The organism is Microbacterium ginsengiterrae, from assembly GCF_014205075.1.
GTDB classification, from domain to species: Bacteria; Actinomycetota; Actinomycetes; order Actinomycetales; family Microbacteriaceae; genus Microbacterium; species Microbacterium ginsengiterrae.
Genome location: NZ_JACHMU010000001.1, coordinates 1,867,479 through 1,888,837, shown reverse-complemented (window position 1 = coordinate 1,888,837; position 21,359 = coordinate 1,867,479). Strand labels below are relative to the sequence as shown.

The following is a 21,359-nucleotide window of genomic DNA, read 5'->3' as shown; positions in this document are numbered from 1 at the left end:
GAACGGCTCAGTGCACGACGGCGCCGAGCATGAGCCGGTTGTCGTAGTCCTGTGTGACGACGCGGCCGGGGACTCCCGCGACGAGCGCGTGCGGCGGCACGTCCCGCGAGAGGACGGTGCCGGCCGAGATCGTCGCGCCGTCGCCGATGCTGATCGCCCCGGCGATGATCGCGCCGGGTCCGATCCATACGTTGTCGCCGATCCGCGGAAGCCCGTGCGCACCGCCGGCCACACGCTGACCGATCGTGACGTTCTGGTGGATCACGGCGTTCTTCCCGATCGTCGCCGGTCCGATGATCACCCCGGTCCGATGCATGAGAAGCAACCCGGGACCGATCTCGGCGTGTGACGAGATGTCGCAGTGGTGCAGGTGCGTCACCCACCTGTTCCACAGCCGATGGGCGACCGTGAACAGGAGCCCGGCGAAGCGTGAACGCCTGCGCACCCGCGCGGCGAAACGACCGAATCGGTAGCAGGCGACACTGTGCACCTCGGAGTTCGACAGCACCAGCAGCGCCTTGCGCGCCGGTGTCTCCTCACCCGCCATGAACGTCGCGCACATCCTCGAGAGGTCGGCGGCGAACGGGCGCTGCCCGCGCGCCGCCGTCATCGCGCGCATCGCCTCAATCGGTCTTGGACGCGACGAACCGGACGAGGTTGTCGATCGAGTCCAGGTTCTCCGGAACGGACTCGGTCTCCTCGACGCGCAGGCCGAACTCGGCCTCGAGGAACTCGATGAGCTCGAGCACCCCGGTCGAATCGATCACCCCCGACTGCAGGAGCGATTCCGAACGCGACGGCATCCTCGCCGCGTCTCCGAACAGAAAGCTGCTCAGGATGAAGTCCTCGATGCGAACATCGAGGCGCGTGTCGATCTGAACCATGGCATGTCCCCTTACCCCAGTGCGGGATGCGGATCAGTGATGGATCCGCTCTGTTGCCCCCAGCCCCGCGTGCCCTAATGTGCGTATCACAGATGTCTCCGGTGCCGCACAGCCAGAAGGATACTCCATGAGCGAGAGCGATTGGTCTCGGTTCGGTGACGAGATCGCCCAGCTGCCTCGCACCGGCGATGACGCACTCGACGCGCTCGTCGCCGCGATCCACGTGGAGGATGCGACGGGCATCACCCTCCCCGAGCACCTCCTCCAGGGCGACGGGCTGCGATCCGCCGACGTCCTCCGGCACCTGCTCACCGGGCACTGACGTGTGCGGCATCTGCGGTGTCCTCGATCGGACGGAACCCCCATCCTCCGATCTCGTGCTCCGCATGATGGGCGCACTCCGCCATCGCGGCCCCGACGGCAGCGGCTGGTATCTCGACGACGAGGTCGCGCTGGGGCATACGCGCCTGTCGATCATCGACGTCCGTGGCGGCACGCAGCCCATGGCCGGGGAGGACGAGCACGTCTGGGTCACGTTCAACGGTGAGATCTTCAACTACGTCGAGCTGCGCGACGAGCTGCGCGCACGCGGGCACCGCTTCCGTACCGCGAGCGACACGGAGGTCATCGTGCACGCCTGGGAGGAGTGGGACACCGGCTGCTTCGCGCGCTTCAACGGGCAGTGGGCCATCGCGCTCTGGGACCGGCGGACCCGCCGGCTCGTGCTCTCTCGCGACCGCTTCGGGATCCACCCGCTGCACTACGCGCAGATCGGGCGCCGCGTCGTGTTCGCGTCCGAGGTCAAGGCGCTGTTCTGCGACCCCGCCGTTCCCCGTGAGCTCGACCCGGACGGCGTCGACGAGCTGCTCACCTTCTGGTCCCCCGCGGCCCCGCAGACACTGTTCACCGGCGTCAGGCAGGTCGTCCCCGGTACCTGCCTGATCTTCGACGAGGCCGGCGTGCACACGCACGAGTACTGGCATCCGACGTTCCCCGACCGCGGCGCGGAGGAGAGTCAGGACCTGCGTGAGAACGCCGAGCGGCTCAGGGACGCCGTCGCGGAGGCGACGAGGCTGCGCTTCCGGCGCAGCGACGTGCCGGTCGGGGCCTACCTGTCGGGAGGTATCGATTCCGCCGTGACCGCGGCGACCATCGCCGCGACCGCCGAGACGGACGTGCACACGTTCTCGCTCCGCTTCGCGGATGCCGAGTTCGACGAGGGCCCGCACCAGCAGCTGATGCACGAGCGACTCGGCACCACCCACCGGGAGCTCGTCGTGTCGGGACGCGACATCGCCGACGGGCTCCCGCAGGCCGTGTGGCAGGCCGAGACCGCCTTCCTGCGCTCGGCTCCCGTGCCGATGATGCTCCTGTCGCAGCTCGTGCGGGCCGAGGGGTACAAGGTCGTCGTGACGGGTGAGGGCGCCGATGAGGTGCTCGCCGGATACGACATCTTCCGCGAGGCCAAGGTGCGGGCCTTCATCGCGCGGGATCCGGATTCGCCGATGCGGCGACGCGCGATCGAGCTCCTGTACCCGTGGATGCGGCGCTCGCCCACCCAGGTCCCCGCCTTCGCGCAGAGCTTCTTCGGCAGCGACGTCGACGAGGCGGACCCCGCGGTGTCCCACCGGCCGCGCTGGCGGTCCACGGCCGGCATCAAACCGATGCTGCATCCGTCCCGTCGCACGGAGCGAGAGCAGGCGGCGGCATCCCGCCTGCTGGACACGATGCCCGCCGGCGCCTCGCGATGGGATCCGCTCTCGCGTGCGCAGTGGCTGGAGATGCGCACGCTGCTCTCCGGCTACCTGCTGTCGACTCAGGGCGATCGGATGCTGATGGCGAACTCCGTCGAAGGCCGCTTCCCGTTCCTCGACCACCACGTCTTCGCTCTCGCCGCGCAGTTCCCCGCACGGCAGAAGATCCTCGGTCTCGACGAGAAGCATCTGCTGAAGCGGGCGTTCTCCGATCTCGTTCCGCGCGAGATCGTGCAGCGGCCCAAGCAGCCGTACCGCGTACCGGACGCGTCGAGTTTCTTCGGCGACCGCCCTCCGGAGTGGATGACGGAGGACGTCTCGCCCCGCGCCGTCGAGGACGCCGGCATCTGGAACCCGCGCGCCGTCGAACTGCTCATCGAGAAGTGCCGCAGAGTGCAGGGTCACGGCATGGGCAACACCGACAGCATGCGTCTCATGGCCGTGCTGACATCGCAGCTGCTGCACCGGATGTTCATCCGGGAATGGCGGGCACCGGCGCCCGATCCGCCGGGCCCGGTGACGTGCTTCGACCGGAGGTCGGCCGAGCGGACAGCGGGAATCGAGAAGGGGACGCATCATGAGTGAATTCGGACCGGACAGCCTCGCCATCGACGAGGCGGCCGAGGTGGACAGGATCAGCGAACGCATCCGCGCCTATCTCGCCGCATCCAGACGCAAGGGCATCGTCGTCGCCGTCTCCGGCGGCATCGATTCGAGCGTCGTCGCCGCTCTCAGCGTTCGGGCGCTCGGCCCTGAGCGGGTGCTCGCGCTGCACCTTCCGGAGCAGGAGTCCTCGGACGACACACTGTCCTACAGCACGGAGCTCACCGACTGGCTGGGGGTCGAATCCGTCACCGAGAACATCACCCCGATCCTCACCGCCGCAGGATGCTACCGCCGACGCGACGACGCCATCCGGTGCGTCGTCCCGGACTTCGGGCCGGGGTGGAAATCGAAGATCGTCCTGCCGAGCGTCGTCGACTCGGACGCCTTCCGGCTCTTCTCCGTCGTCGCGGAATCCCCCACCGGGGAGCAGGTCACCGAGAGGTTGACGGCCGCGGCGTACCTCGAGATCATCGCCGCGTCGAACTTCAAGCAGCGCACCCGCAAGATGCTCGAGTACTACCACGCGGACCGGCTCAACCACGCGGTCGCCGGGACCCCGAACCGGCTGGAGTACGACCAGGGCTTCTTCGTGAAGCTCGGCGACGGAGCGGCCGACATCAAGCCGATCGCCCACCTGTACAAGACGCAGGTCTACGCACTGGCCGCGTTCCTCGGCGTCCCGGAGTCGATCCGCTCCCGTCAGCCGACCACCGACACCTACTCGATGCCGCAGTCGCAGGAGGAGTTCTACTTCTCACTCCCGTACTCGCTGATGGATCTGTGCCTGTACGGCCTCAACCACGGGGTCGACGCCGCCACCGTCGCGGAGGCGGCCGGCCTGCGCGCGGAGCAGATCGAGCGCGTGTTCCGCGACATCGAGCAGAAGCGCCGCAGCACCGCCTACCTGCACGAGCCGCCCGTCCTCGTCTCCCCGGTCGCCGAGCTGTCGCATCTCGACCTCGCCTGATCCGGCGCCGACAGTCGCGTGCGCGATCGCGGCGGCCACGTCTGCGGTGATCGTCGAGACCGCCGTCACGCCGCGCACCCCGCCTTCCGCCGCGCGCTCGGCGACCGCGCCGGTGAGGAGCACGTCCCACCCGCGGGCGGCGCCGTGCACGCAGATGTCCCGCCACGGCACCGCGTCCTCTCGCCGGCCGACGCCGAGCGCCTTCCACACGGCCTCCTTGACGGCGAACCGCTCGGCGAGCCCGTGCGCCGCGCCTCCGGTCTCCGCGCGCTCCCGAGCGGAGAACCAGCGATCCGTGAAGGCGGCGCCGTGCCGCTCGACGATCCGCGCGAAGCGCGCGAGATCGACGAGGTCGATCCCGACCCCGCGCAGGTACGGCTCAGGAGCGGAGGCCGGCAACAATCCGGATCATCTCTGCGGCGACGACCCGACCACCCCGCTGATCGAGGTGCCCGGCATCCGCGCTCAACGCCGAATTCAGCACGTGGTACTCCTCGCCGTCCAGCGTCCGCACGGCGGGGTCGGTGGACATCGTCGACTCGACGGCCGCGATGTCGAACAGCCGCCCGCTGTCGGCGTACTGCGCGCGGATCAGGGCGTTGTACTGCGCACGGACGCGGTTGTCGGCCGGTCCCATCCGGTCGTCAGAACCGAACAGGGCCTTGATGTTCGCCCCGAGGCTGCGGTCGGTGGTGAGCGGCACGGTGGCGTACAGGAAGGTGATGTCCGGATGCCGCGCCTCCAGGTCCGCCATCAGCGCCCGATACTCCTCGAACACGCGCACGGGGTCGGTGTCGGACGTGATGTCGGTGTAGCAGAGCTTGACGATCGCGACGGAGGCCGCGTCCCCCGCCGGGCCGTCGACGAGTGCCCGGAACGCCGCGAACTTGCCCAGCGGGTCGCCGTTGACACCGACGAATGCGTGGACGATCGATGCCCCGTCCGCGGCCCCGACGCCGTTCGTCGCGTCGGCGACCACGGGCGCCGCACGTCCGGCATCCGCGTAGACGCCGGCGATGCCGTCGAGGATGTTCGCCCCCACGGACTGGTGGCCGAACAGCACGGTCGTGCCGGCGAACGCGTCGAGCTCGGCCGGGGTCACCTCCGGCACCGCGACCTCGGTCGTCGTCGCCCTGGGCATCATCATCCACACTCCGATCGCGATGAGCACGGCGACCGCTGCCGCCGATGTCGTCCAGATACGCCCGCGCGTCGTCATCGTGCTCCTGCCGGCACGCTGGACTCGACGGTCTCCGGATGGAACCACGCGCGCACCTCGCGTTTGACGACCTTGCCGCTGCTGTTGAGCGGCAACCGGTCGACGAACGCGACGCGCTCCGGCACCATGTGCTTGGGAAGGCGCGCGCGGCAGTGCGCCGTCAATCGCGCGGCATCCGCATCGGCATCCGGGCGCATGACCACGGCGACGGCCACCGATTCCCCCGCCACGGCATCGGGCACGCCGACGGCGGCGACGGAGATCACCTCCGGCAGCTCCATCACTGCCGTCTCGACGTCCTGGCTGGCGATCCGGTGCCCCCAGGACTTGATGAAGTCCTCGGCACGATCCACCACGTAGATGTACCCGTCCGCATCCCTTGTCGCGAGGTCTCCGGTGTGCAGCACACCACCGGGCATCTTCTCCGCCGTCCGCCGCGCATCGAACAGGTAGCCGGGCGAGACGTTGTCACCGGAGGCCCAGATCTCGCCGATCTCGCCGGGCGCGACGTCCCGGCCCTCCCGGTCGACGACCCGCAGCGTCACGCCGGGCAGACCCCTGCCGATGGAACCGGGGCGGCGATCGAGGTCCTCCGGCGGCAGGTAGGACAGCCGCGCCGTCGCCTCGGTCTGCCCGTACATGACGAACAGCCTCGCTCGCGGGTGCGCGGTGCGGATCTCGTCGATGATCGTCGGGGACATCCGGCCCCCGGCCTGCTGGATGAGGCGCAGATCGGGGAGGTCGCGTGAGCGGAACGAGCTGTTGCGCATGAGGGCGTGGAAGTTCGACGGCACCCCGGCGATGCCCGTGCAGCGCTGCCCGGCGAGCCGGTTCACGACGGCTTCGAGGTACACGCAGGAGGGCTGATTGACCAGGCAGGCCCCTGCGCGCAGGTGCGTATGGAGCAGAGATGCGCCGAAGACGTAGGAGAAGGGCAGGACGACGAGCATCCGGTCCTCCTCGGTGAGCCCGACGTACCCGAGGATCGAGTCGGTGTTCGCCTGGATGTTGCGATGCGTGATCCGGACGACGCGCGGGGCGGCCGTCGTCCCGGAGGTGAACAGGTAGGCCGCGTCGCCGTCGGGATCCACGTCACGGATCTCGAAGGGCACGGAGGCCTGTTGCTCGAGCAGCTCGTCGCCGAGCACGGCGATCTCGGGCGCGAGGGTGTGGCGCCGGCGCTCCGGCCCGGAGAACATCACCGCCCGGCATCCGACCCATTGCAGGCGGGAGCGGAACTCCTCGGGGGTCAGCGCCGCCGGCATCGGCACGCAGACGAGTCCCGCCGCCATGATCGCGAGGTAGGCGGCGACCCAGAAGAAGCTGTTCGGACCGGCGAGCGCGACCGGGAAGCCCGGCGGCAGACGCAGATCCTCCAACCGCGACCCGAGCGTGGCCACTGCGCTTCGGAGCTCGCGGTACGTGTACGTGGTGTCGTCGTCGACGAATGCCGGCGCCGTGTCCTGCCCTGTCCCCAACAGATAACGCGCTGTGTTCATGACTCCCCCAAAGAGTCCCGGCCTCCCCAGTTCAGCCGGTCACGACCAGATCATACGCTCGCACGGCGACGTCCGTAAGCCCGCCTCTGCAGTGGGCGGTCCGCGGATTCAGAGTCGTCGGCCGGAGGTGACTCGATCGCGGGGACGATGCCTGTCCGCGTCTCTCCGTCTCATCCTCCTCGACCGCTGGTGCTGACCCTCCGTTTCGACCAGCATCCGGCCAGCAGCCGATCGCCGCGACGCGCGCTCCGCGCACGAAACCGACGACTCATGAACTCCCCTCGGGCCCTTCGACCCCGTTTCTGGATCACCGCAATCGACCTCCCCCAGTGAAGGTCACGGTCATCCAGCCCCAGCTCCTCCCGTCCGCTCGGATTACGAGCGGGAGGAGACGTCGTAAAATTACGCCTGGTCTGCCGGAGTTCAAATACGGTCGAATGGAGTTGTTACCGTTCCGTTACCAAACGGACGTGCCGGAGCAGCGATGACGGCAGGAGCTCAGCGTTCTCAGGAGAGAGCGAGCCGGTCCTTCACGACGGCGGCGAGACGCTCCGCGTACGCCTGCGCGGATTCCGCATCCGCCGCCTCGACCATGACGCGGACGAGCGGCTCGGTCCCCGACTTGCGCAGCAGCACGCGGCCGGTGTCGCCGAGTTCCGCCTCGACTGCCGCGACGGCGGCCTGGACGCCCTCGTCGTCGGAGCAGCGGTCCTTGTCGACACCGCGGACGTTGATGAGGACCTGCGGGTACACCGTCATGACGGACGCGAGCTCAGCCAGCGACTTCTTCTTGTGCGCCATCTCGGCGACGAGGTGAAGACCCGTGAGGACACCGTCGCCCGTCGTCGCGAACTCGCTCATGATGACATGCCCGGACTGCTCGCCGCCGAGCGCGTAGCCACCGGCGTTCATGTCCTCGAGCACGTAGCGGTCGCCGACACCGGTCTGCCGGACGGTGATGCCGTGTTCGCGCATCGCCATGTGCAGACCGAGGTTGCTCATGACCGTGGCGACGAGCGTGTCGTCGGTGAGGTGGCCTCGCTCCTTCATCGCGACGGCGAGGATCGCCATGATCTGGTCGCCGTCGACGATGTTGCCCTGCGCGTCGACGGCGAGGCAGCGGTCTGCGTCACCGTCGTGGGCGATGCCGACATCGGCGCCGAGCCGCACGACGGCCTCGGCGAGATTGTCGAGGTGCGTCGAGCCGACGCCGTCGTTGATGTTGATGCCGTCCGGCTCGGCGCCGATGACCGTGACGGTCGCTCCGGCGTCCTTGAACGTCTCCGGCGAGACACCGGATGCCGCGCCGTGCGCGCAGTCGAGCACGACATGTATGCCGTCGAGGGAATGCGGCATGGAACCGAGCAGATGGAGCTTGTAGCGGTCCTCCGCGTCGGAGAAGCGCTGGATGCGCCCGACGCCGGAACCGGTGGGGAGGAGCTTCTCCCCCGCCATCGCGGCCTCGATGCGCTGCTCCACGACGTCGGGGAGCTTCACACCACCACGGGCGAAGATCTTGATCCCGTTGTCCGGCGCGGGGTTGTGCGACGCGGAGACCATCACGCCGAAGTCGGCGTCGTGATCGCCGACGAGGAACGCCAGGGCCGGAGTGGGGATGACACCCGCGTCGAACACGTCGACGCCGGATGCGGCGAGGCCTGCCGAGACGGCGGCCACGAGGAATTCACCGGAGACGCGCGGGTCGCGGGCGACGACGGCGGAGAGCCGTTTGCCTTCTGCCCTGCGCGCCTCTGCGGTGCGGCCCTGGCCCAGGACGACAGCAGTCGCCTGGGCCAGGGAGAGCGCCAGATCGGCGGTGAGGATGCCATTGGCGAGTCCTCGCACACCGTCGGTGCCGAAAAGCGGCATCGGAGTGGTGATCCTTAGCGCTTCGAGTACTGAGGCGCCTTGCGGGCCTTCTTGAGTCCAGCCTTCTTGCGCTCCTTGATGCGCGCGTCGCGCGACAGGAAGCCGGCCTTCTTCAGAGCCGGACGGTTGTTCTCGACGTCGATGCCGTTGAGGGCACGGGCGATGCCGAGACGCAGGGCGCCGGCCTGACCCGAGTCGCCGCCACCGGAGATGCGCGCGATGACGTCGTACGCACCCTCGAGGTTCAGCGTCTTGAACGGGTCGTTGATGAGCTGCTGGTGCAGCTTGTTCGGGAAGTAGTCCTCGAGCGTACGGCCGTTGACCGTGATGGTGCCAGAGCCGGGGACCACGCGCACGCGGGCGATGGCCTGCTTGCGGCGACCCACGGCGGCGCCGGAGACGTTGAGAACCGGACGGGGAGCCGCCTCGGTCGAAACGCTCTCCGGGCTGGAGGTCGAGTAGCTCTGCGGGGTTTCGGTGGTGTCGATGTCAGCCACGAGTATGTCCTTAGTCGTTGCGGCGCTTACTGGGCGACCTGGTCGAGGGTGTACGGCTGCGGCTGCTGAGCGGCGTGCGGGTGCTCGGCACCCACGTACACCTTGAGCTTCGACAGCTGCTGACGGCCCAGGCTGTTCTTGGGGAGCATGCCGCGGACGGCCTTCTCGACAGCGCGGACGGGGTTCTTCTCGAGGAGCTCCTCGTAGGAGACCGACTTCAGGCCACCCGGGTAACCGGAGTGACGGTAGGCCATCTTCTTCTGGAGCTTCTGGCCGGTGAGGGCGACCTTGTCGGCGTTGATGATGACGACGAAGTCGCCGGTGTCGACGTGGTTCGCGAAGGTCGGCTTGTGCTTGCCGCGCAGGAGCGCTGCAGCGTGGGAGGCCAGGCGTCCGAGGACGACGTCGGCTGCGTCGATGACGACCCAGTCGCGCTGGACCTGCCCGGTCTTCGGGGTGTAAGTGCGCGTCACAATAGTGCTGCTTTCTTGATCGAACGGAGAGGTTCGTGAATCCCGCTCCGGGGTGGTTCCTTCCTGAAGGAGGGGAACACGCCAGTGGAGGGCTCACGTTCGCGGTGCTCGGCAGACGAGTACCAAAGAGTTAGCTTACGGCATCCGACCGGCCCGGCCAAATGCACCCGTCAGCGGTCGTATCCCCAGGTGAAGGCGATCGTGCCGGGGCCGAAGCCGTGACGGGCTGCGTGCACCGAGCCCGCCGACACCCGCGCCGGCCATGTGTCGTACTCTTCGACGCCGGCAGCCTGCTCGTGCTCCTCGCACCACGACGGTACGGCATCGGGGTGGAAACGCGCCCACAGGAGGAGCTCTTTGACCGTGTTGCTCGTCCCTCTGCGCGACCGACATGTCCGACACCGCCCCGGGGACGGTCTCCTCCTCGATCTCCAGCAACAGCGTTCCGCCGGCACGGAGCGGCTCGTCGAGCTCAACGAGGTAGCCGAACACGAGCCGACTGGGGTGCAGGTGCGTGCTCCCCAGCCGTCCTCCGGCGTGGATGGTTATCTGCGGGATCGCGCTGATCGGATCCGGTGCGCTCCCGTAGAAGGGCAGATGTGTGAGTCCGTCGACGGTGGACTGCACGAGCGATCGCGTCACCCGGCGGGCGAGGAGACCGTCCGCCCCGATGTACGCCTGCACCTGGCAGGAGATGCCGCGCGTGCTGGAGATCGGCGGGGCGGACAGGGCCGCTTCGGTCTGCGCGTACGCGTCCTCGATGTCCGGGACCACTGGGACGACCTGCTCCGAGACACGGCCGAGCCTCGGCGACGGCCCGATCCTCGATCCGAGGTGACCGCGCGGCAGGCCGAGGATGCGCTCGATCTCCTCGACGGCGGCCAGGGACGACACGCCCTCCGGGGTGCGTGCCCCTGATCGCCAGTAGCTCAGCGTGGCCGTCGACACCGGATTGCCGCTGTCGACCAGCCGGCTGCGCAACCATGCGAGGGTCACGCCGTGGTCGCGGATCGCGGCGTGCAGCGCCTCGGAGAACGTCGCAGGCGTCTCGGCCGATGCGTTCATCACAGTTCCCTCGATCGTCTGTGAAGGCGGCTGTCCTAGATTCAGCTTACGGTTCGGCCCCGTGGCCCCCGCCATACGAGGCAGAACCGTCTGGGGACGAGGCCTGGGGTCGCCTCTCCGGAATCCGGGCCCGCGCCTCTGGGGTGGCGGCGGGCCCGGAAGCCGGACCCGCCGCGCCGGCTACTCCGGGAAGGGAATCCGCGGCGCGCGCCCTGATGGTGCCTGCGCGAACTGCTTCTCGGCACGGACGCGGTCCCTCTCGATCGTCGCGAGGGCGTCCTTCACGCAATCGGCGAACACCTCTCCCCCGGCGTCGCCCGGGTGGATGCCGTCGCCGGCGAGCAGGTCCTCATGCGGGGCGATGGCCCCGTTCCAGTCCGCGACCCACACTCGGCGGTGGCGATCGGCGAAGCTCTCGAGGTCGGCGTTCACGCCGGGTATCCAGTCGCGCGGCGCGTGCGCGTTGACGAGGATGAGGTTGCGCTCCGGGCCGACGATCCGCGACATCTCTCCGAGCACCCCGCTGTCGACCGGCCCGTTCGTCCCGAGTGCGACGACGACGTTCTCGCGCAGCTCTCCGCTCGCGGCCAGCCGGTCGAGGATCTCCGGCCCCGTCCAGATCGAGCGGGACACCTCCGCGTCGACGGCGATGCCGGGGAACTCGTCCAGGAGCGAGGGAGCAGAGGCCAGCATCACCGAGTCGCCGACGGCCGTGATCTCGGTGCCGTCGGGGATCACGTCGGCGTGCTCTTCCTCCGCAGCATCGGCCGGCGCCGGAGTCTCGGCGGCATCCTCGAGCGCGTCCTGCCCGCGGTCGATGGCCACCGCGGCCGTGGTGGTGTGCGGCGCGTCGAGGATCGCCGCCGTCGTCCCGCCGAGGGCCACGGCGACGACCGCCAGCGCGGCGATCGCCGCGAACCGGCTCAGCGGTCTCCCGGCCATCCGTCGCCCGACGGCGCGCAGGGAGCGCCGGAAGCCGCGTCGGCGGAAGGGCATCTCGACGAACCGGTACGACGCGGCGGCCGCGGCGACAGAGATCAGCAGTGCGAGCGCACCGGCCCACGGCGGGACGCCGCCCTCCGGCCCGAACCCCTGGACCCCCACGAGCACGAGGACGAGGACGGGCCAGTGCCAGAGGTAGAGGCCGTAGGAACGGTCCCCGATCCACTTCAGGGGGCGCGCATCCACCGCGCGTCCGAACCAGGACCCGGGCCAGACCCCCGCGAACACCGCGAGGGCCGCTCCACCGGTCGCCAGCAGCAGGGTGCCGGGGAATGTCGCGGCGTCGGAGGTCTCTGGGATGAGCGCGGCGACGACGATCGCGGTGACACCGACCAGTCCGGCGCTCAGCGACGCGCTCCGTGCCGCGGCCGAACGCATCCACGGCCGCTCCGGCACGTTCTCGACGGCGAGCGCGAGCGCGATGCCGAGCAGCAGGCCGAACGAGTGGGCGTCGGTGCCGAAGTACGCACGGGTCACGGCGCCGGCTGCGGCCAACTGTCCCATCCACCACGCCGAACCGGCCGCAGCGGCGACGACGAGAGCCACCCGCGCCCCGCGCGCAGGAATGAGGAGCACCAGCGGGAGCAGGAGCGGCCACACGATGTAGAACTGCTCCTCGACCGCGAGTGACCAGAAGTTGCGGAACAGCTCGGGGGCGGTGTCGGCGAAGTAGTCGGCGCCGTCGGCGACGGCCAGCCAGTTGTAGCTGAAGGTCGCAGCCCCCAGCACTTGCCGCCCCATGCCGACGAGGAGGTCTCCGCCCAGCAGCCATGCGGCGGTCGCGCACACCGTCACGACGATGGCGAGCGCCGGCAGCAGTCGGCGCGCTCGACGCCGCCAGAAATCGAGCAGGCGGCGCGGCGCTCCGCGCCATCCCTCGCGCGACGGACGCAGCAGCAGCGAGGTGATGAGGAAGCCGCTGATGACGAAGAACACGTCGACCCCGACGAACCCGCCGCGCAGCGGCGACTGTGGGAAGAGGTGGTAGACGATCACGAGGGTGACCGCGATCGCTCGCAGACCGTCGAGGCCCGCGAACCGCGAGGACGTCGTGTGATTCGGCATGGGGAGAGGCGCGTCGGCACCGCCGACGGAAGGATGAGATCCAGTCTAGGCACGCGTTCGGACAGAGCCTGCGCGCACCCTGCGCACGAGGCGGAGGCAGCTCGGCCCGATTAGGCTGGACCGGTGAGAATCCGCCTCGACATCGCCTACGACGGCACGCACTTCCGTGGGTGGGCGAAGCAGCCGGGGCTGCGCACGGTGCAGCGCACGCTCGAGGCGGCGCTCGCGCGGATCGTCGGGTCGGACGTCCACTTCGTCGTCGCCGGACGAACGGATGCCGGGGTCCACGCCTCCGGTCAGGTCGCGCACGTCGACCTGAACGATGCGCAGTGGGCGCGCGTCGAGGCACGGCACGGGCGAGCCGCCTCCGATCCTGCCGGCTCGATCGCCGCGAGGATGCGCGGTGTGCTCGGCGCGTACCCTGATGTCGTGGTGCGCCGCTCCTCCCTCGCCCCTGCGGGCTTCGATGCACGCTTCTCGGCGGTCTGGCGCCGGTATCGGTACCGCCTCGCCGACGACGCGGCCGGCTACGACCCGGCCCGCCGACACGACACCACGAGCATCCGTGGCACGCTCGACGTCGAGGCGATGGATGCCGCGGCCCGCTCACTCATCGGCCTGCACGACTTCGCCGCATACTGCAAGGCCCGCGACGACGCGACGACGATCCGCACGCTGCTGGACTACGGCTGGAGCCGGGACGACGACGGCGTGCTCATCGCCGAGGTGAAGGCGGACGCGTTCTGCCACAGCATGGTGCGGGCACTCGTGGGCGCGTGCGCGGCGGTCGGCGAGCAGCGGCTCGACGTCGGCGACCTCGTCGTCCTGCGCGACGCGCTGCGCCGCACCAGCGAGTTCAAGGTGCTTGCGGCACGCGGACTCACCCTGACCGAGGTGGGGTATCCCGCGGACGAGCTGCTGGCGACGCGTGCGGAGCAGACGAGGGCGCGACGCGACGCGGAATAGGCGCACGCCACGGTCCGCATCGACACCTCTGACTCAGGTGAGGGCAGTAGCGTTGCGATGATGAAGGTCATCTCGTACAACCTGCGCAAGCATCGTGCCGCCCGGGAGCTCGAAGAACTCGTCGAGATCCACGAGCCCGATGTGCTGTGCCTGCAGGAGTGCGACGTGTCCGCGCTTCCGGACGAGATCAGCGGGCTCACCCTGGCCGACGCCACCCAGGGCAACCGACTCGGACTCGCGATGTATTACCGGACCAACCTCTTCCGCGTGCAGGACATCCGCACGATCGGCCTGAAGAAGTCCCTGCACGACCGGATGCTCAAGCCTGCCCACGAGCGGGTCCTCGGCGTACGGATGCACGACATCGACAGCGGTCGCGACCTCATCGTCGCGTCCTTCCACGCGGCGCCGCTGACGGCACTGAACTCCCTGCGGCGCAACCAGATCCGTGCGGCGCTCACCGAGCTGGAGTCGATGGGCCCCGGCCTCCCTGTTCTCATGGTCGGCGACTACAACTATCCGGTCTTCAAGGAGAACCTCGGCCAGACGGTGCGCGATCACGGATACACCCTCACGCTCAGCGATGACCGCACGTACACGCGCTACCGCGTCTTCAAGGGTCACTACGACTTCGCGACGTCGGACGGGTTCCGGATCGACAGCATCACGACCCTGCCCCAGCGGTCCAGCGATCACCGTCCCATCCTCGTCACCGCTGCCGTCGACTGACCCAGGGGATACCCCTCGGGGGTATATTGGTCGTGGGGCGACGCTCCGGAGCACCACGACGAAGGGACCAGACATGAACACCACCGAGTACACGGTCACCGGCATGACCTGCGGCCACTGTGAGATGTCCGTGCGCGAAGAGGTCGCTCAAATCGCCGGCGTCGACGCCATCGAGGTCAGCGCACAGAGCGGCACGCTCGTCGTGACGGCATCCGCCCCCGTCTCCGACGCCGACGTCCTCGCGGCCGTCGACGAGGCCGGATACTCCGCCGTCCGCGTCTGAGCGACACCATGGGCAGCGTCGAACTCGAGATCGGCGGCATGACGTGCGCGTCCTGCGCCACCCGCATCGAGCGCAAGCTCAACAAGCTCGACGGCGTCGAGGCGACCGTCAACTACGCCACGGAGAAGGCGAAGGTGGCCGTACCGGCCGGGCTCGATGCGATGGCGCTCATCGCCGAGATCGAGAAGGCCGGCTATTCGGCGCAGCTGCCCGCCCGCACGGAGCCGGATGCCGAGCACCGGGATCCGGAGCTCGACGGCCTCCGACAGCGATTGATCGTCTCCGCGATCCTCACGGTCCCCGTCGTCCTGCTGGCGATGATCCCCGCCCTGCAGTTCACGTACTGGCAGTGGGCCTCGCTCACTCTCGCCGCACCCGTCATCGTGTGGGGCGGCTGGCCGTTCCACCGTGCAGCCTGGACGAACCTGCGCCATGGGGCGGCGACGATGGACACCCTCGTCTCGCTCGGCACGATCGCGGCATTCGGCTGGTCGCTGTACGCCCTGTTCCTCGGAACGGCAGGGATGCCGGGGATGCGGCACGTGTTCGAGTTCACCCTCGCGCGCTCCGACGGCGCCTCGAACATCTACCTCGAGGTCGGCGCCGGCGTGACGACGTTCATCCTCGCCGGCCGCTACGTGGAGAAGCGGGCCAAGCGCCGGGCCGGCGCCGCCCTGCGGGCCCTGCTCGAGCTCGGAGCGAAGGACGTGTCGGTGCTCAGGGACGGCGTCGAGACGACGATCCCGATCGATGACCTCCGCGTCGGCGACGAGTTCGTCGTGCGCCCCGGCGAGAAGATCGCGACGGACGGTGTGGTCGTGTCGGGGCGTTCCGCCGTGGACGCGTCGATGCTCACGGGCGAATCGGTGCCCGTCGAGGTCGACGAACAGGATCCGGTGGTGGGCGCGACCGTCAACACGAGCGGACGACTGGTCGTACGAGCGACCAGGGTCGGGTCGGACACCCGGCTGGCGCAGATGGCCGCTCTCGTCGAAGAGGCGCAGACCGGCAAGGCGGAGGTGCAGCGGCTCGCCGATCGGATCTCCGGCGTCTTCGTCCCCATCGTGCTGGTGATAGCCGTCGCGGCGCTGGCCGGCTGGCTGCTGGCAGGTTTCCCTGCGACCACCGCGTTCACCGCCGCGGTCGCCGTGGTCGTGATCGCATGCCCCTGCGCGCTCGGTCTCGCCACGCCCACCGCCCTGCTCGTCGGCACAGGCCGCGGGGCGCAGCTCGGCATCCTCATCACGGGCCCCGAGGTGCTCGAATCCACCCGCCGGGTCGACACCGTCGTGCTCGACAAGACCGGCACCGTGACCGAGGGGCGCATGGCGCTCGTCGATGTCGTCGTCGAGGATCAGGGGGATGCCGAGGAACTGCTGCGCCTCGCCGGTGCACTCGAGCACGCGTCGGAGCATCCGATCGGCCGGGCGGTCGCGCAGGCGGCGCCCGCTCCCCTGCTACCCGTCGACGGGTTCTCGAACATCGCCGGTCGCGGCGTGGAGGGCATCGTCGACGGTCGCCGCGTGATCGTGGGGCGCGAGTCGCTGCTCGCCGAGCGCTCGATGCCCCTCTCGGAGTCCACTGCGGCCGCCAAGGCGCAGGCCGAGGGCGAAGGGAAGACCGTCGTCGCCGTCGGCTGGGACGGGACGGCCCGGGGCATCCTCGTCGTCGCCGACACGGTGCGGGCGACGAGCGCTCAGGCCATCACGGAGTTGCGCGCACTCGGGTTGACACCGATCCTGCTCACCGGTGACAACGAGGCGGCCGCACGATCCATCGGCGCGCAGGTCGGCGTCGATGAGGTCATCGCCGAGATGCTTCCGGAGGACAAGGTCGCCACCGTCGCCCGACTGCAGTCGGAAGGCCGCGTCGTGGCGATGGTGGGCGACGGCGTCAACGATGCCCCGGCCCTTGTGCAGGCCGACCTCGGGATCGCGATGGGCACCGGTACGGACGTCGCCCTCGAGGCGGCCGACATCGCACTCGTGCGCGACGACCTCCGCAGCGCGGCGGACGCGATCCGGTTGTCGCGCCGCACGCTGGGGACCATTCGGTCGAATCTGTTCTGGGCGTTCGCGTACAACGTCGCGGCGATCCCGATCGCCGCGTTCGGGATGCTGAACCCCATGCTCGCCGGCGCGGCGATGGCGCTGTCGAGCGTCTTCGTCGTGGGAAACAGTCTTCGGCTGCGCGCCTTCCGCTGACGCCGGCCGTCCTCCGCATGCAGGCCGGGACGCCGTTGTCAAGGCCGGGGACGCGTGCGGTGTGACCTCTTAGAGTCGCCAGAGTCACGGCACCCGAGCCGGCTGACCTGGAGCGAAGATGAATGCGACCGACGAACGCCCGACAGAGGCACTGCTGGACGGCAGATACCGCATCGGCGAGTGCATCGGACGAGGCGGCACGGCGGCCGTCTACCGCGCGGAGGACACCCTTCTCGGGCGCACCGTGGCGGTCAAGGTTCTCCGGCAGTCCGAGGACATGCCCTCGGCCGGCGAGCGCGTGCACGACGAGACCGCGGTGCTGGCATCCCTGAACCACCCCTCCCTCGTGACGCTCTACGACGCGCGGCTCGATCCGCAGCAGCCGCAGTTCCTCGTCATGGAACTCATCGATGGGCCGACGCTTGCGACGACGCTGCGCCGCGCGCCGCTCACGGGGCTGCAGGCCGCCTCGCTGGCGCTCGATCTCGCGGAAGCATTGGAGTTCGTGCACGATGCGGGGATCATCCACCGGGACGTGAAGCCCTCCAACGTCCTGCTGGCCCCGTCGTCGCGCCGGGAGGCCGGATGGACGGCGAAGCTCACCGACTTCGGCATCGCGTTCAGTCTCGGCGACGCCCGCCGCACCTCGCCCGGCATCGCCATCGGCACCGCCGCCTACATGGCGCCGGAACAGGTCACCACCGCGGAGCTCACCCCTGCGGTCGACATCTACTCCCTCGGGCTCCTGCTCATCGAGGCGTTGACCGGGGAACCCGCGTTCCCCGTCTCCGGTGGTGTGCAGACGGCACTGCTGCGACTGAGCGAGCCACCGACCATCCCGGACGATCTCGGGCCCGACTGGGTCTGCCTGCTCACCCGCATGACGCGCATCGCGCCGGAGGAGCGCCCCTCGGCCGAAGAAGTCGCCCAGGCTGCGTCGCACCTGCGTGATGAGCTCTCCGCCAAGGACGCAGTCGGCGGCCCACTGCGCGCACCGTCGGCGCTCGCACCGCTGGCGGCGACCGCGCACCTCACCGGTCCGACGAGGGAGATCACCAGCGCGCTCCCCACCCCGGCGCGGCGGACGCGCAGGAGGCGGGCGCCGTGGGCGGCGATCGTGGGTGCCGCTGCGGCCGCCGCGGTGATCGTCGGCGGGATCTGGGTGCTGGCCCCGTCCGGGTCGCTCGGGCGCGAGGCCGCTCCGGCATCATTCGACGGAGTGACCGACGGCGCTCCGTCCAGTACGGTTCCTGCGGATGAGGCCGAGGACGTCGCCGCAGAGGATCCCGCCGTGCAGGAACCGGTGGTGCAGGAGCCCGCGCCGCAGCCGGTCGAGCAACCCGCCCCGTCCACTCCGCAGGAGCCGGGCCCCGCTCCCGTGGCTCCGCCCGCTCCGCCCGCCGGTGGACCGGCGGAGGGCGATGGCGGCCCGGCCGGGGACGAACCGGCCCCGAACGAGGGCCCCGGCGGCGCTCCGAACCCGAACAAGGGCCCGGGGAACAACTCCGGAAACCAGGGCCCCTCGGGACCCGACCGCACCGAGAGCTGACCCCGGCGGTCGACGGTCAGAGCATCGCCGTGAGCACTCCACCGTCCGCTCGGAGGGCAGCGCCGTTCGTGGCGGAGGACAGCGGGCTGGCCAGGTAGGCGACGAGGTGGGCGATCTCCTCGGGCTCGATGAACCGCTCGAGCAACGTCGTGCGGTTCTGCCCGATGATCGCGTCTCGGACGACCTCAGGAGGCAGCGACTGGGCGTCGGCGACCGCGCGCACAGTGCGTGCGACGCCGTCGGAGAGTGTCGGACCGCCGAGGACCGTGTTGACGGTCACGGAGGTGCCGCGGGTCAGTTTGGCGAGACCGTTGCTCACAGCGAGCATGGCCGCCTTCGTCGCCCCGTAGTGGATCATGTCCGCGGGGACGTTCACGCCGGATTCGCTCCCGATGAAGACGATCCGGCCCCACCCGCGCTCTCGCATCCCGCCGAGCAGCCGCCGCGACAGCCGGACGCCGCTCATGACGTTCACCTCGAAGTACCGCATCCACGCCTCGTCGTCGATGGCGTCGAACTCCGCGAGATCGAAGAGCCCGACGTTGTTGATGAGGATGTCCACGGCGCCGAGTTCGTCCAGCAGTGCTTCGACCTGCTCGGAGTCCGCGAAGTCCGCGACGATGCCGGACGGGTCCGACCCTGGATGTGCGGAGCGAATCCGATCTACCGCCACCGCCAGACGAACCGGGTCCCGCCCGTTCAGGATCACCTGGGCACCCTCGGCCGCCAGAGCCGAGGCGACGGCGTAGCCGATGCCCTCACTGGAGCCGCTGATGAATGCTCTTCTCCCCCGCAGATCCAGATCCATGTGCACTTCCATTCCCGACGGAGGTCTCGTCGTTTTACTTGCTCAGGAAAGTCAACCTACCTCCCAATTACTTGCTTGAGCAAGTTGGATAGGGCCAGATCGACCGCCCCGTGCCGTACGCTGGGGGCATGCCAGAGACCCCGCAGAGCGCCCCCCTGAGCGCAGACGAACTCGAGATCTGGGCCTCGGTCGCCACACTTCTCGAGCGCCTCCCTGCTGCTTTGGACGCCCAGCTGCAGCGAGACAGTGATGTCACGCACTTCGAGTTCGGCATCCTCTATGCGCTCGATGACGCCCCGGAGCGTTCACTGCGCCTCAGCACGCTCGCGGACTACGCGAGCTGCTCACTCTCGCGCCTCTCTCGCGCAGTCACGCGCCTGCAGGCCAAGGGGTGGGTCCGACGCGCCGTCGACGAGTCTGATGGCCGCTTCACGCTCGCGATCCTCACGGATGAGGGGCACGCGCATGTCGAGCGCTCCACGCCCGCTCATCAGGCGCTCGTCCGGCGGGTCGTCTTCGACGCGCTCACCTCCGCTCAGGCGAGGCAGCTCGGCGCGATCGCCCGCCGGATCTCTGACGCAGTCGGGCACGGAACGACATGGAGGCCGACCGCGTGATTCCCATGACGCCGGGCGAAGCGCAGCTCAGCCGCGCGCGGGCCGCATCAGCGCACCGAGCAGCGCGACGGCCGCGGCGATCCAGAACGCCGCTGCCACGCTTCCGCTGAGGTCGGAGGCGATTCCGAGCAGGGGTGCCGCGCCCGCCTGCCCCAGGGCGAGGACGAGGAACACCACGCCGACGCCCCTGGCAGGGTCGGAGGCGAACACCCGCGTGCTCCACACGAGAAGGAGTCCGGTGAGGGCGATGTAGACCGCGCCGAAGACCGCGGATGCCGCGATCGCGACGATCGCGCTCTGCGACGCCGCGGCGAGCGCGGCCAGGCTGCCACCGAGGGCGATCATCAGGAGGACCCAGGAGCGGCCGAGCCCGAGCCGCTCCGCCATGTCACCCGCCGCAGCACCGAGCAGCCCGCATGCGCCGAGGACGATCCAGGCGATCGTCGCGAACGGCGACGTGTGCCCACCCTCTGTCGTCAGCAGGTCCTGCCCGAAGGTCCAACCGGCCGCACTGGCGACCCCCATCGTGGCGGAGGCCGCGGCGAGCCTCAGCAGACCGCGCGGCAGTCGGCGGTGGCGCGTCCGCTCGGCGCCCGGCGAACTCTCACCGGCGGCGTCCCTCGCCGCAGGGACGGCGATGGCGCTCCAGAGCGTGACGACGGCCGCCACCCCGGCGAACGCGAACCAGGCGACGCGCCACTGGTCCTGCGCGAGGAGGGCGATCGGTCCGGAGACCATGACCCCCAGGCCTGTCCCCGCGTTGACGATCGTCTGGGTCCGGTCGCGCACCTCTGGTGAGACGCGGCGCGCGATCGCGTGCACGAGCGGCGGGGATGCGACGCCGGTGCTCGAACCGGCGATGATCACGCCGACCGCCAGCATGACGACATCCGGCGCCATGGCGATCACCGACGTCCCCACCGTGGCGAGCAGACCGGCGGCGAGCGCGACCACCCGCGCACCGGCCCGCGGGGTGACGGCCGTGGCGAGCAGGACGCCGACGCAGTATGCGACGTAGCTGCCCGACGCGATCGCCCCGGCCGCGGTGGCATCGAGGTCGAAGGTGTTGCGGAAGGCGGGGACGAACAACCCATAGGCGAAACGTGCGAGGCCGTAGCAGACGGCGATGAGCGAGATCCCGGCTGCGGCGAGGTGGATCGCCTTCGCCGGAGCGAGGATCCCGGTGGTTGCGCCGCCCGCGCGTCCGCCCATCTCTCAGCCTCCCTTACTTCACGCCACTCACGCCACTTCACGCCACTTCACCGATCTGTGAAGAATGCCCCACACTAGTACACTGATCGGC

At 69.7% G+C, this 21,359-nt stretch carries 20 protein-coding genes and 1 pseudogene; 9 read left to right on the top strand and 12 right to left on the bottom strand.

Features of this window, described 5'->3' with window-relative positions:
• Nucleotides 1-7: 7 nt before the first annotated feature.
• Both HD600_RS09385 and HD600_RS09380 read right to left on the bottom strand, forming a co-directional pair.
• Nucleotides 8-610, bottom strand: coding sequence for a serine O-acetyltransferase (locus HD600_RS09385; protein WP_206705716.1), 603 nt, complete (start codon nucleotides 608-610; stop codon nucleotides 8-10).
• A gap of 13 nt (nucleotides 611-623) precedes the next feature.
• Nucleotides 624-884 (bottom strand): acyl carrier protein, encoded by a 261-nt coding sequence (locus HD600_RS09380; RefSeq protein WP_144795983.1) that lies wholly within the window; start codon nucleotides 882-884, stop codon nucleotides 624-626.
• Nucleotides 885-1,011: 127 nt separating this feature from the next.
• Here HD600_RS09380 and HD600_RS09375 point away from each other — a divergent pair, with 127 nt between their 5' ends.
• Genes HD600_RS09375 through nadE form a run of 3 tightly spaced genes read left to right on the top strand, consistent with a single transcriptional unit; the run spans nucleotide 1,012 to nucleotide 4,211 of the window.
• Nucleotides 1,012-1,206 (top strand): hypothetical protein, encoded by a 195-nt coding sequence (locus HD600_RS09375; protein WP_144795984.1) that lies wholly within the window; start codon nucleotides 1,012-1,014, stop codon nucleotides 1,204-1,206.
• Nucleotides 1,115-3,223, top strand: a complete 2,109-nt coding sequence (gene asnB / locus HD600_RS09370; RefSeq protein ID WP_277816228.1) for an asparagine synthase (glutamine-hydrolyzing) — start codon at nucleotides 1,115-1,117, stop codon at nucleotides 3,221-3,223. Before HD600_RS09375 ends, asnB begins: the two co-directional genes overlap by 92 nt.
• Nucleotides 3,216-4,211: an NAD(+) synthase gene (gene nadE / locus HD600_RS09365; RefSeq protein ID WP_184283196.1), complete on the top strand. Its 996-nt coding sequence runs from the start codon at nucleotides 3,216-3,218 to the stop codon at nucleotides 4,209-4,211. Before asnB ends, nadE begins: the two co-directional genes overlap by 8 nt.
• A 27-nt stretch (nucleotides 4,212-4,238) precedes the next feature.
• Here the strand turns inward: nadE and HD600_RS14935 are convergent.
• The 8 genes and pseudogenes from HD600_RS14935 to HD600_RS09330 form a co-directional block, all read right to left on the bottom strand.
• Nucleotides 4,239-4,610 (bottom strand): annotated as a pseudogene (locus HD600_RS14935) (holo-ACP synthase); the annotation flags it as partial.
• Nucleotides 4,591-5,430 carry an SGNH/GDSL hydrolase family protein gene (locus HD600_RS09360; protein ID WP_184283194.1) on the bottom strand — a complete coding sequence of 280 codons (840 nt, stop codon included), beginning with the start codon at nucleotides 5,428-5,430 and terminating at the stop codon, nucleotides 4,591-4,593. The pseudogene HD600_RS14935 and the gene HD600_RS09360, both read right to left, overlap by 20 nt.
• Nucleotides 5,427-6,929 (bottom strand): class I adenylate-forming enzyme family protein, encoded by a 1,503-nt coding sequence (locus HD600_RS09355; protein WP_184283192.1) that lies wholly within the window; start codon nucleotides 6,927-6,929, stop codon nucleotides 5,427-5,429. The genes HD600_RS09360 and HD600_RS09355 overlap by 4 nt, the downstream gene beginning before the upstream one ends.
• Before the next feature lie 507 nt (nucleotides 6,930-7,436).
• Nucleotides 7,437-8,798 carry a phosphoglucosamine mutase gene (gene glmM, locus HD600_RS09350; protein WP_184283190.1) on the bottom strand — a complete coding sequence of 454 codons (1,362 nt, stop codon included), beginning with the start codon at nucleotides 8,796-8,798 and terminating at the stop codon, nucleotides 7,437-7,439.
• A gap of 14 nt (nucleotides 8,799-8,812) precedes the next feature.
• Nucleotides 8,813-9,295 (bottom strand): 30S ribosomal protein S9, encoded by a 483-nt coding sequence (gene rpsI / locus HD600_RS09345; RefSeq protein WP_144795991.1) that lies wholly within the window; start codon nucleotides 9,293-9,295, stop codon nucleotides 8,813-8,815.
• Between the two features lie 26 nt (nucleotides 9,296-9,321).
• The gene (rplM, locus tag HD600_RS09340; RefSeq protein WP_144795992.1) at nucleotides 9,322-9,768 is read right to left on the bottom strand and encodes a 50S ribosomal protein L13; all 447 of its coding nucleotides are present in this window, start codon (nucleotides 9,766-9,768) and stop codon (nucleotides 9,322-9,324) included.
• A 135-nt stretch (nucleotides 9,769-9,903) separates the two neighbouring features.
• Nucleotides 9,904-10,833 (bottom strand): hypothetical protein, encoded by a 930-nt coding sequence (locus tag HD600_RS09335; RefSeq protein ID WP_184283188.1) that lies wholly within the window; start codon nucleotides 10,831-10,833, stop codon nucleotides 9,904-9,906.
• Between the two features lie 180 nt (nucleotides 10,834-11,013).
• Nucleotides 11,014-12,900, bottom strand: a complete 1,887-nt coding sequence (locus HD600_RS09330) for an acyltransferase family protein (protein WP_184283186.1) — start codon at nucleotides 12,898-12,900, stop codon at nucleotides 11,014-11,016.
• Nucleotides 12,901-13,023: 123 nt separating this feature from the next.
• Between HD600_RS09330 and truA the strand changes: the two genes are divergently transcribed.
• From truA to HD600_RS09305, 5 genes are all read left to right on the top strand, one after another.
• Entirely contained in the window at nucleotides 13,024-13,866 is an 843-nt protein-coding gene (gene truA / locus HD600_RS09325) for a tRNA pseudouridine(38-40) synthase TruA (RefSeq protein ID WP_184283184.1), read from the top strand.
• 60 nt (nucleotides 13,867-13,926) lie between these two features.
• Complete coding sequence (locus HD600_RS09320; RefSeq protein ID WP_184284804.1) at nucleotides 13,927-14,595, top strand: endonuclease/exonuclease/phosphatase family protein; 669 nt, start codon at nucleotides 13,927-13,929, stop codon at nucleotides 14,593-14,595.
• Nucleotides 14,596-14,668: 73 nt separating this feature from the next.
• Nucleotides 14,669-14,878: a heavy-metal-associated domain-containing protein gene (locus HD600_RS09315; RefSeq protein WP_144795997.1), complete on the top strand. Its 210-nt coding sequence runs from the start codon at nucleotides 14,669-14,671 to the stop codon at nucleotides 14,876-14,878.
• Between the two features lie 8 nt (nucleotides 14,879-14,886).
• Nucleotides 14,887-17,082, top strand: coding sequence for a heavy metal translocating P-type ATPase (locus tag HD600_RS09310; RefSeq protein ID WP_184283182.1), 2,196 nt, complete (start codon nucleotides 14,887-14,889; stop codon nucleotides 17,080-17,082).
• A gap of 118 nt (nucleotides 17,083-17,200) precedes the next feature.
• Complete coding sequence (locus HD600_RS09305; protein ID WP_184283180.1) at nucleotides 17,201-18,631, top strand: serine/threonine-protein kinase; 1,431 nt, start codon at nucleotides 17,201-17,203, stop codon at nucleotides 18,629-18,631.
• A gap of 16 nt (nucleotides 18,632-18,647) precedes the next feature.
• Here HD600_RS09305 and HD600_RS09300 read toward each other — a convergent pair whose 3' ends face one another.
• Nucleotides 18,648-19,439 carry an SDR family NAD(P)-dependent oxidoreductase gene (locus HD600_RS09300; RefSeq protein WP_184283178.1) on the bottom strand — a complete coding sequence of 264 codons (792 nt, stop codon included), beginning with the start codon at nucleotides 19,437-19,439 and terminating at the stop codon, nucleotides 18,648-18,650.
• A gap of 128 nt (nucleotides 19,440-19,567) precedes the next feature.
• Here HD600_RS09300 and HD600_RS09295 point away from each other — a divergent pair, with 128 nt between their 5' ends.
• Complete coding sequence (locus tag HD600_RS09295; protein ID WP_184283176.1) at nucleotides 19,568-20,056, top strand: MarR family winged helix-turn-helix transcriptional regulator; 489 nt, start codon at nucleotides 19,568-19,570, stop codon at nucleotides 20,054-20,056.
• A gap of 27 nt (nucleotides 20,057-20,083) precedes the next feature.
• Here the strand turns inward: HD600_RS09295 and HD600_RS09290 are convergent, their stop codons facing one another.
• Nucleotides 20,084-21,268 carry a YbfB/YjiJ family MFS transporter gene (locus HD600_RS09290; RefSeq protein ID WP_184283174.1) on the bottom strand — a complete coding sequence of 395 codons (1,185 nt, stop codon included), beginning with the start codon at nucleotides 21,266-21,268 and terminating at the stop codon, nucleotides 20,084-20,086.
• Nucleotides 21,269-21,359 lie beyond the last annotated feature (91 nt).

What these genes read in the sequence shown, in the direction of transcription:
- HD600_RS09375 (WP_144795984.1), top strand. Translation starts at nt 1,012, where the DNA reads ATGAGCGAGAGCGATTGGTCTCGGTTCGGTGACGAGATCGCCCAGCTG.
- HD600_RS09310 (WP_184283182.1), top strand. Translation starts at nt 14,887, where the DNA reads ATGGGCAGCGTCGAACTCGAGATCGGCGGCATGACGTGCGCGTCCTGC.
- HD600_RS09380 (WP_144795983.1), bottom strand. Translation starts at nt 884, where the DNA reads ATGGTTCAGATCGACACGCGCCTCGATGTTCGCATCGAGGACTTCATC.
- HD600_RS09385 (WP_206705716.1), bottom strand. Translation starts at nt 610, where the DNA reads ATGACGGCGGCGCGCGGGCAGCGCCCGTTCGCCGCCGACCTCTCGAGG.
- HD600_RS09320 (WP_184284804.1), top strand. Translation starts at nt 13,927, where the DNA reads ATGAAGGTCATCTCGTACAACCTGCGCAAGCATCGTGCCGCCCGGGAG.
- HD600_RS09305 (WP_184283180.1), top strand. Translation starts at nt 17,201, where the DNA reads ATGAATGCGACCGACGAACGCCCGACAGAGGCACTGCTGGACGGCAGA.
- HD600_RS09360 (WP_184283194.1), bottom strand. Translation starts at nt 5,430, where the DNA reads ATGACGACGCGCGGGCGTATCTGGACGACATCGGCGGCAGCGGTCGCC.
- HD600_RS09355 (WP_184283192.1), bottom strand. Translation starts at nt 6,929, where the DNA reads ATGAACACAGCGCGTTATCTGTTGGGGACAGGGCAGGACACGGCGCCG.
- asnB (WP_277816228.1), top strand. Translation starts at nt 1,115, where the DNA reads ATGCGACGGGCATCACCCTCCCCGAGCACCTCCTCCAGGGCGACGGGC.
- glmM (WP_184283190.1), bottom strand. Translation starts at nt 8,798, where the DNA reads ATGCCGCTTTTCGGCACCGACGGTGTGCGAGGACTCGCCAATGGCATC.
- HD600_RS09335 (WP_184283188.1), bottom strand. Translation starts at nt 10,833, where the DNA reads ATGAACGCATCGGCCGAGACGCCTGCGACGTTCTCCGAGGCGCTGCAC.
- HD600_RS09290 (WP_184283174.1), bottom strand. Translation starts at nt 21,268, where the DNA reads ATGGGCGGACGCGCGGGCGGCGCAACCACCGGGATCCTCGCTCCGGCG.
- HD600_RS09330 (WP_184283186.1), bottom strand. Translation starts at nt 12,900, where the DNA reads ATGCCGAATCACACGACGTCCTCGCGGTTCGCGGGCCTCGACGGTCTG.
- HD600_RS09315 (WP_144795997.1), top strand. Translation starts at nt 14,669, where the DNA reads ATGAACACCACCGAGTACACGGTCACCGGCATGACCTGCGGCCACTGT.
- HD600_RS09300 (WP_184283178.1), bottom strand. Translation starts at nt 19,439, where the DNA reads ATGGATCTGGATCTGCGGGGGAGAAGAGCATTCATCAGCGGCTCCAGT.
- nadE (WP_184283196.1), top strand. Translation starts at nt 3,216, where the DNA reads ATGAGTGAATTCGGACCGGACAGCCTCGCCATCGACGAGGCGGCCGAG.
- HD600_RS09295 (WP_184283176.1), top strand. Translation starts at nt 19,568, where the DNA reads ATGCCAGAGACCCCGCAGAGCGCCCCCCTGAGCGCAGACGAACTCGAG.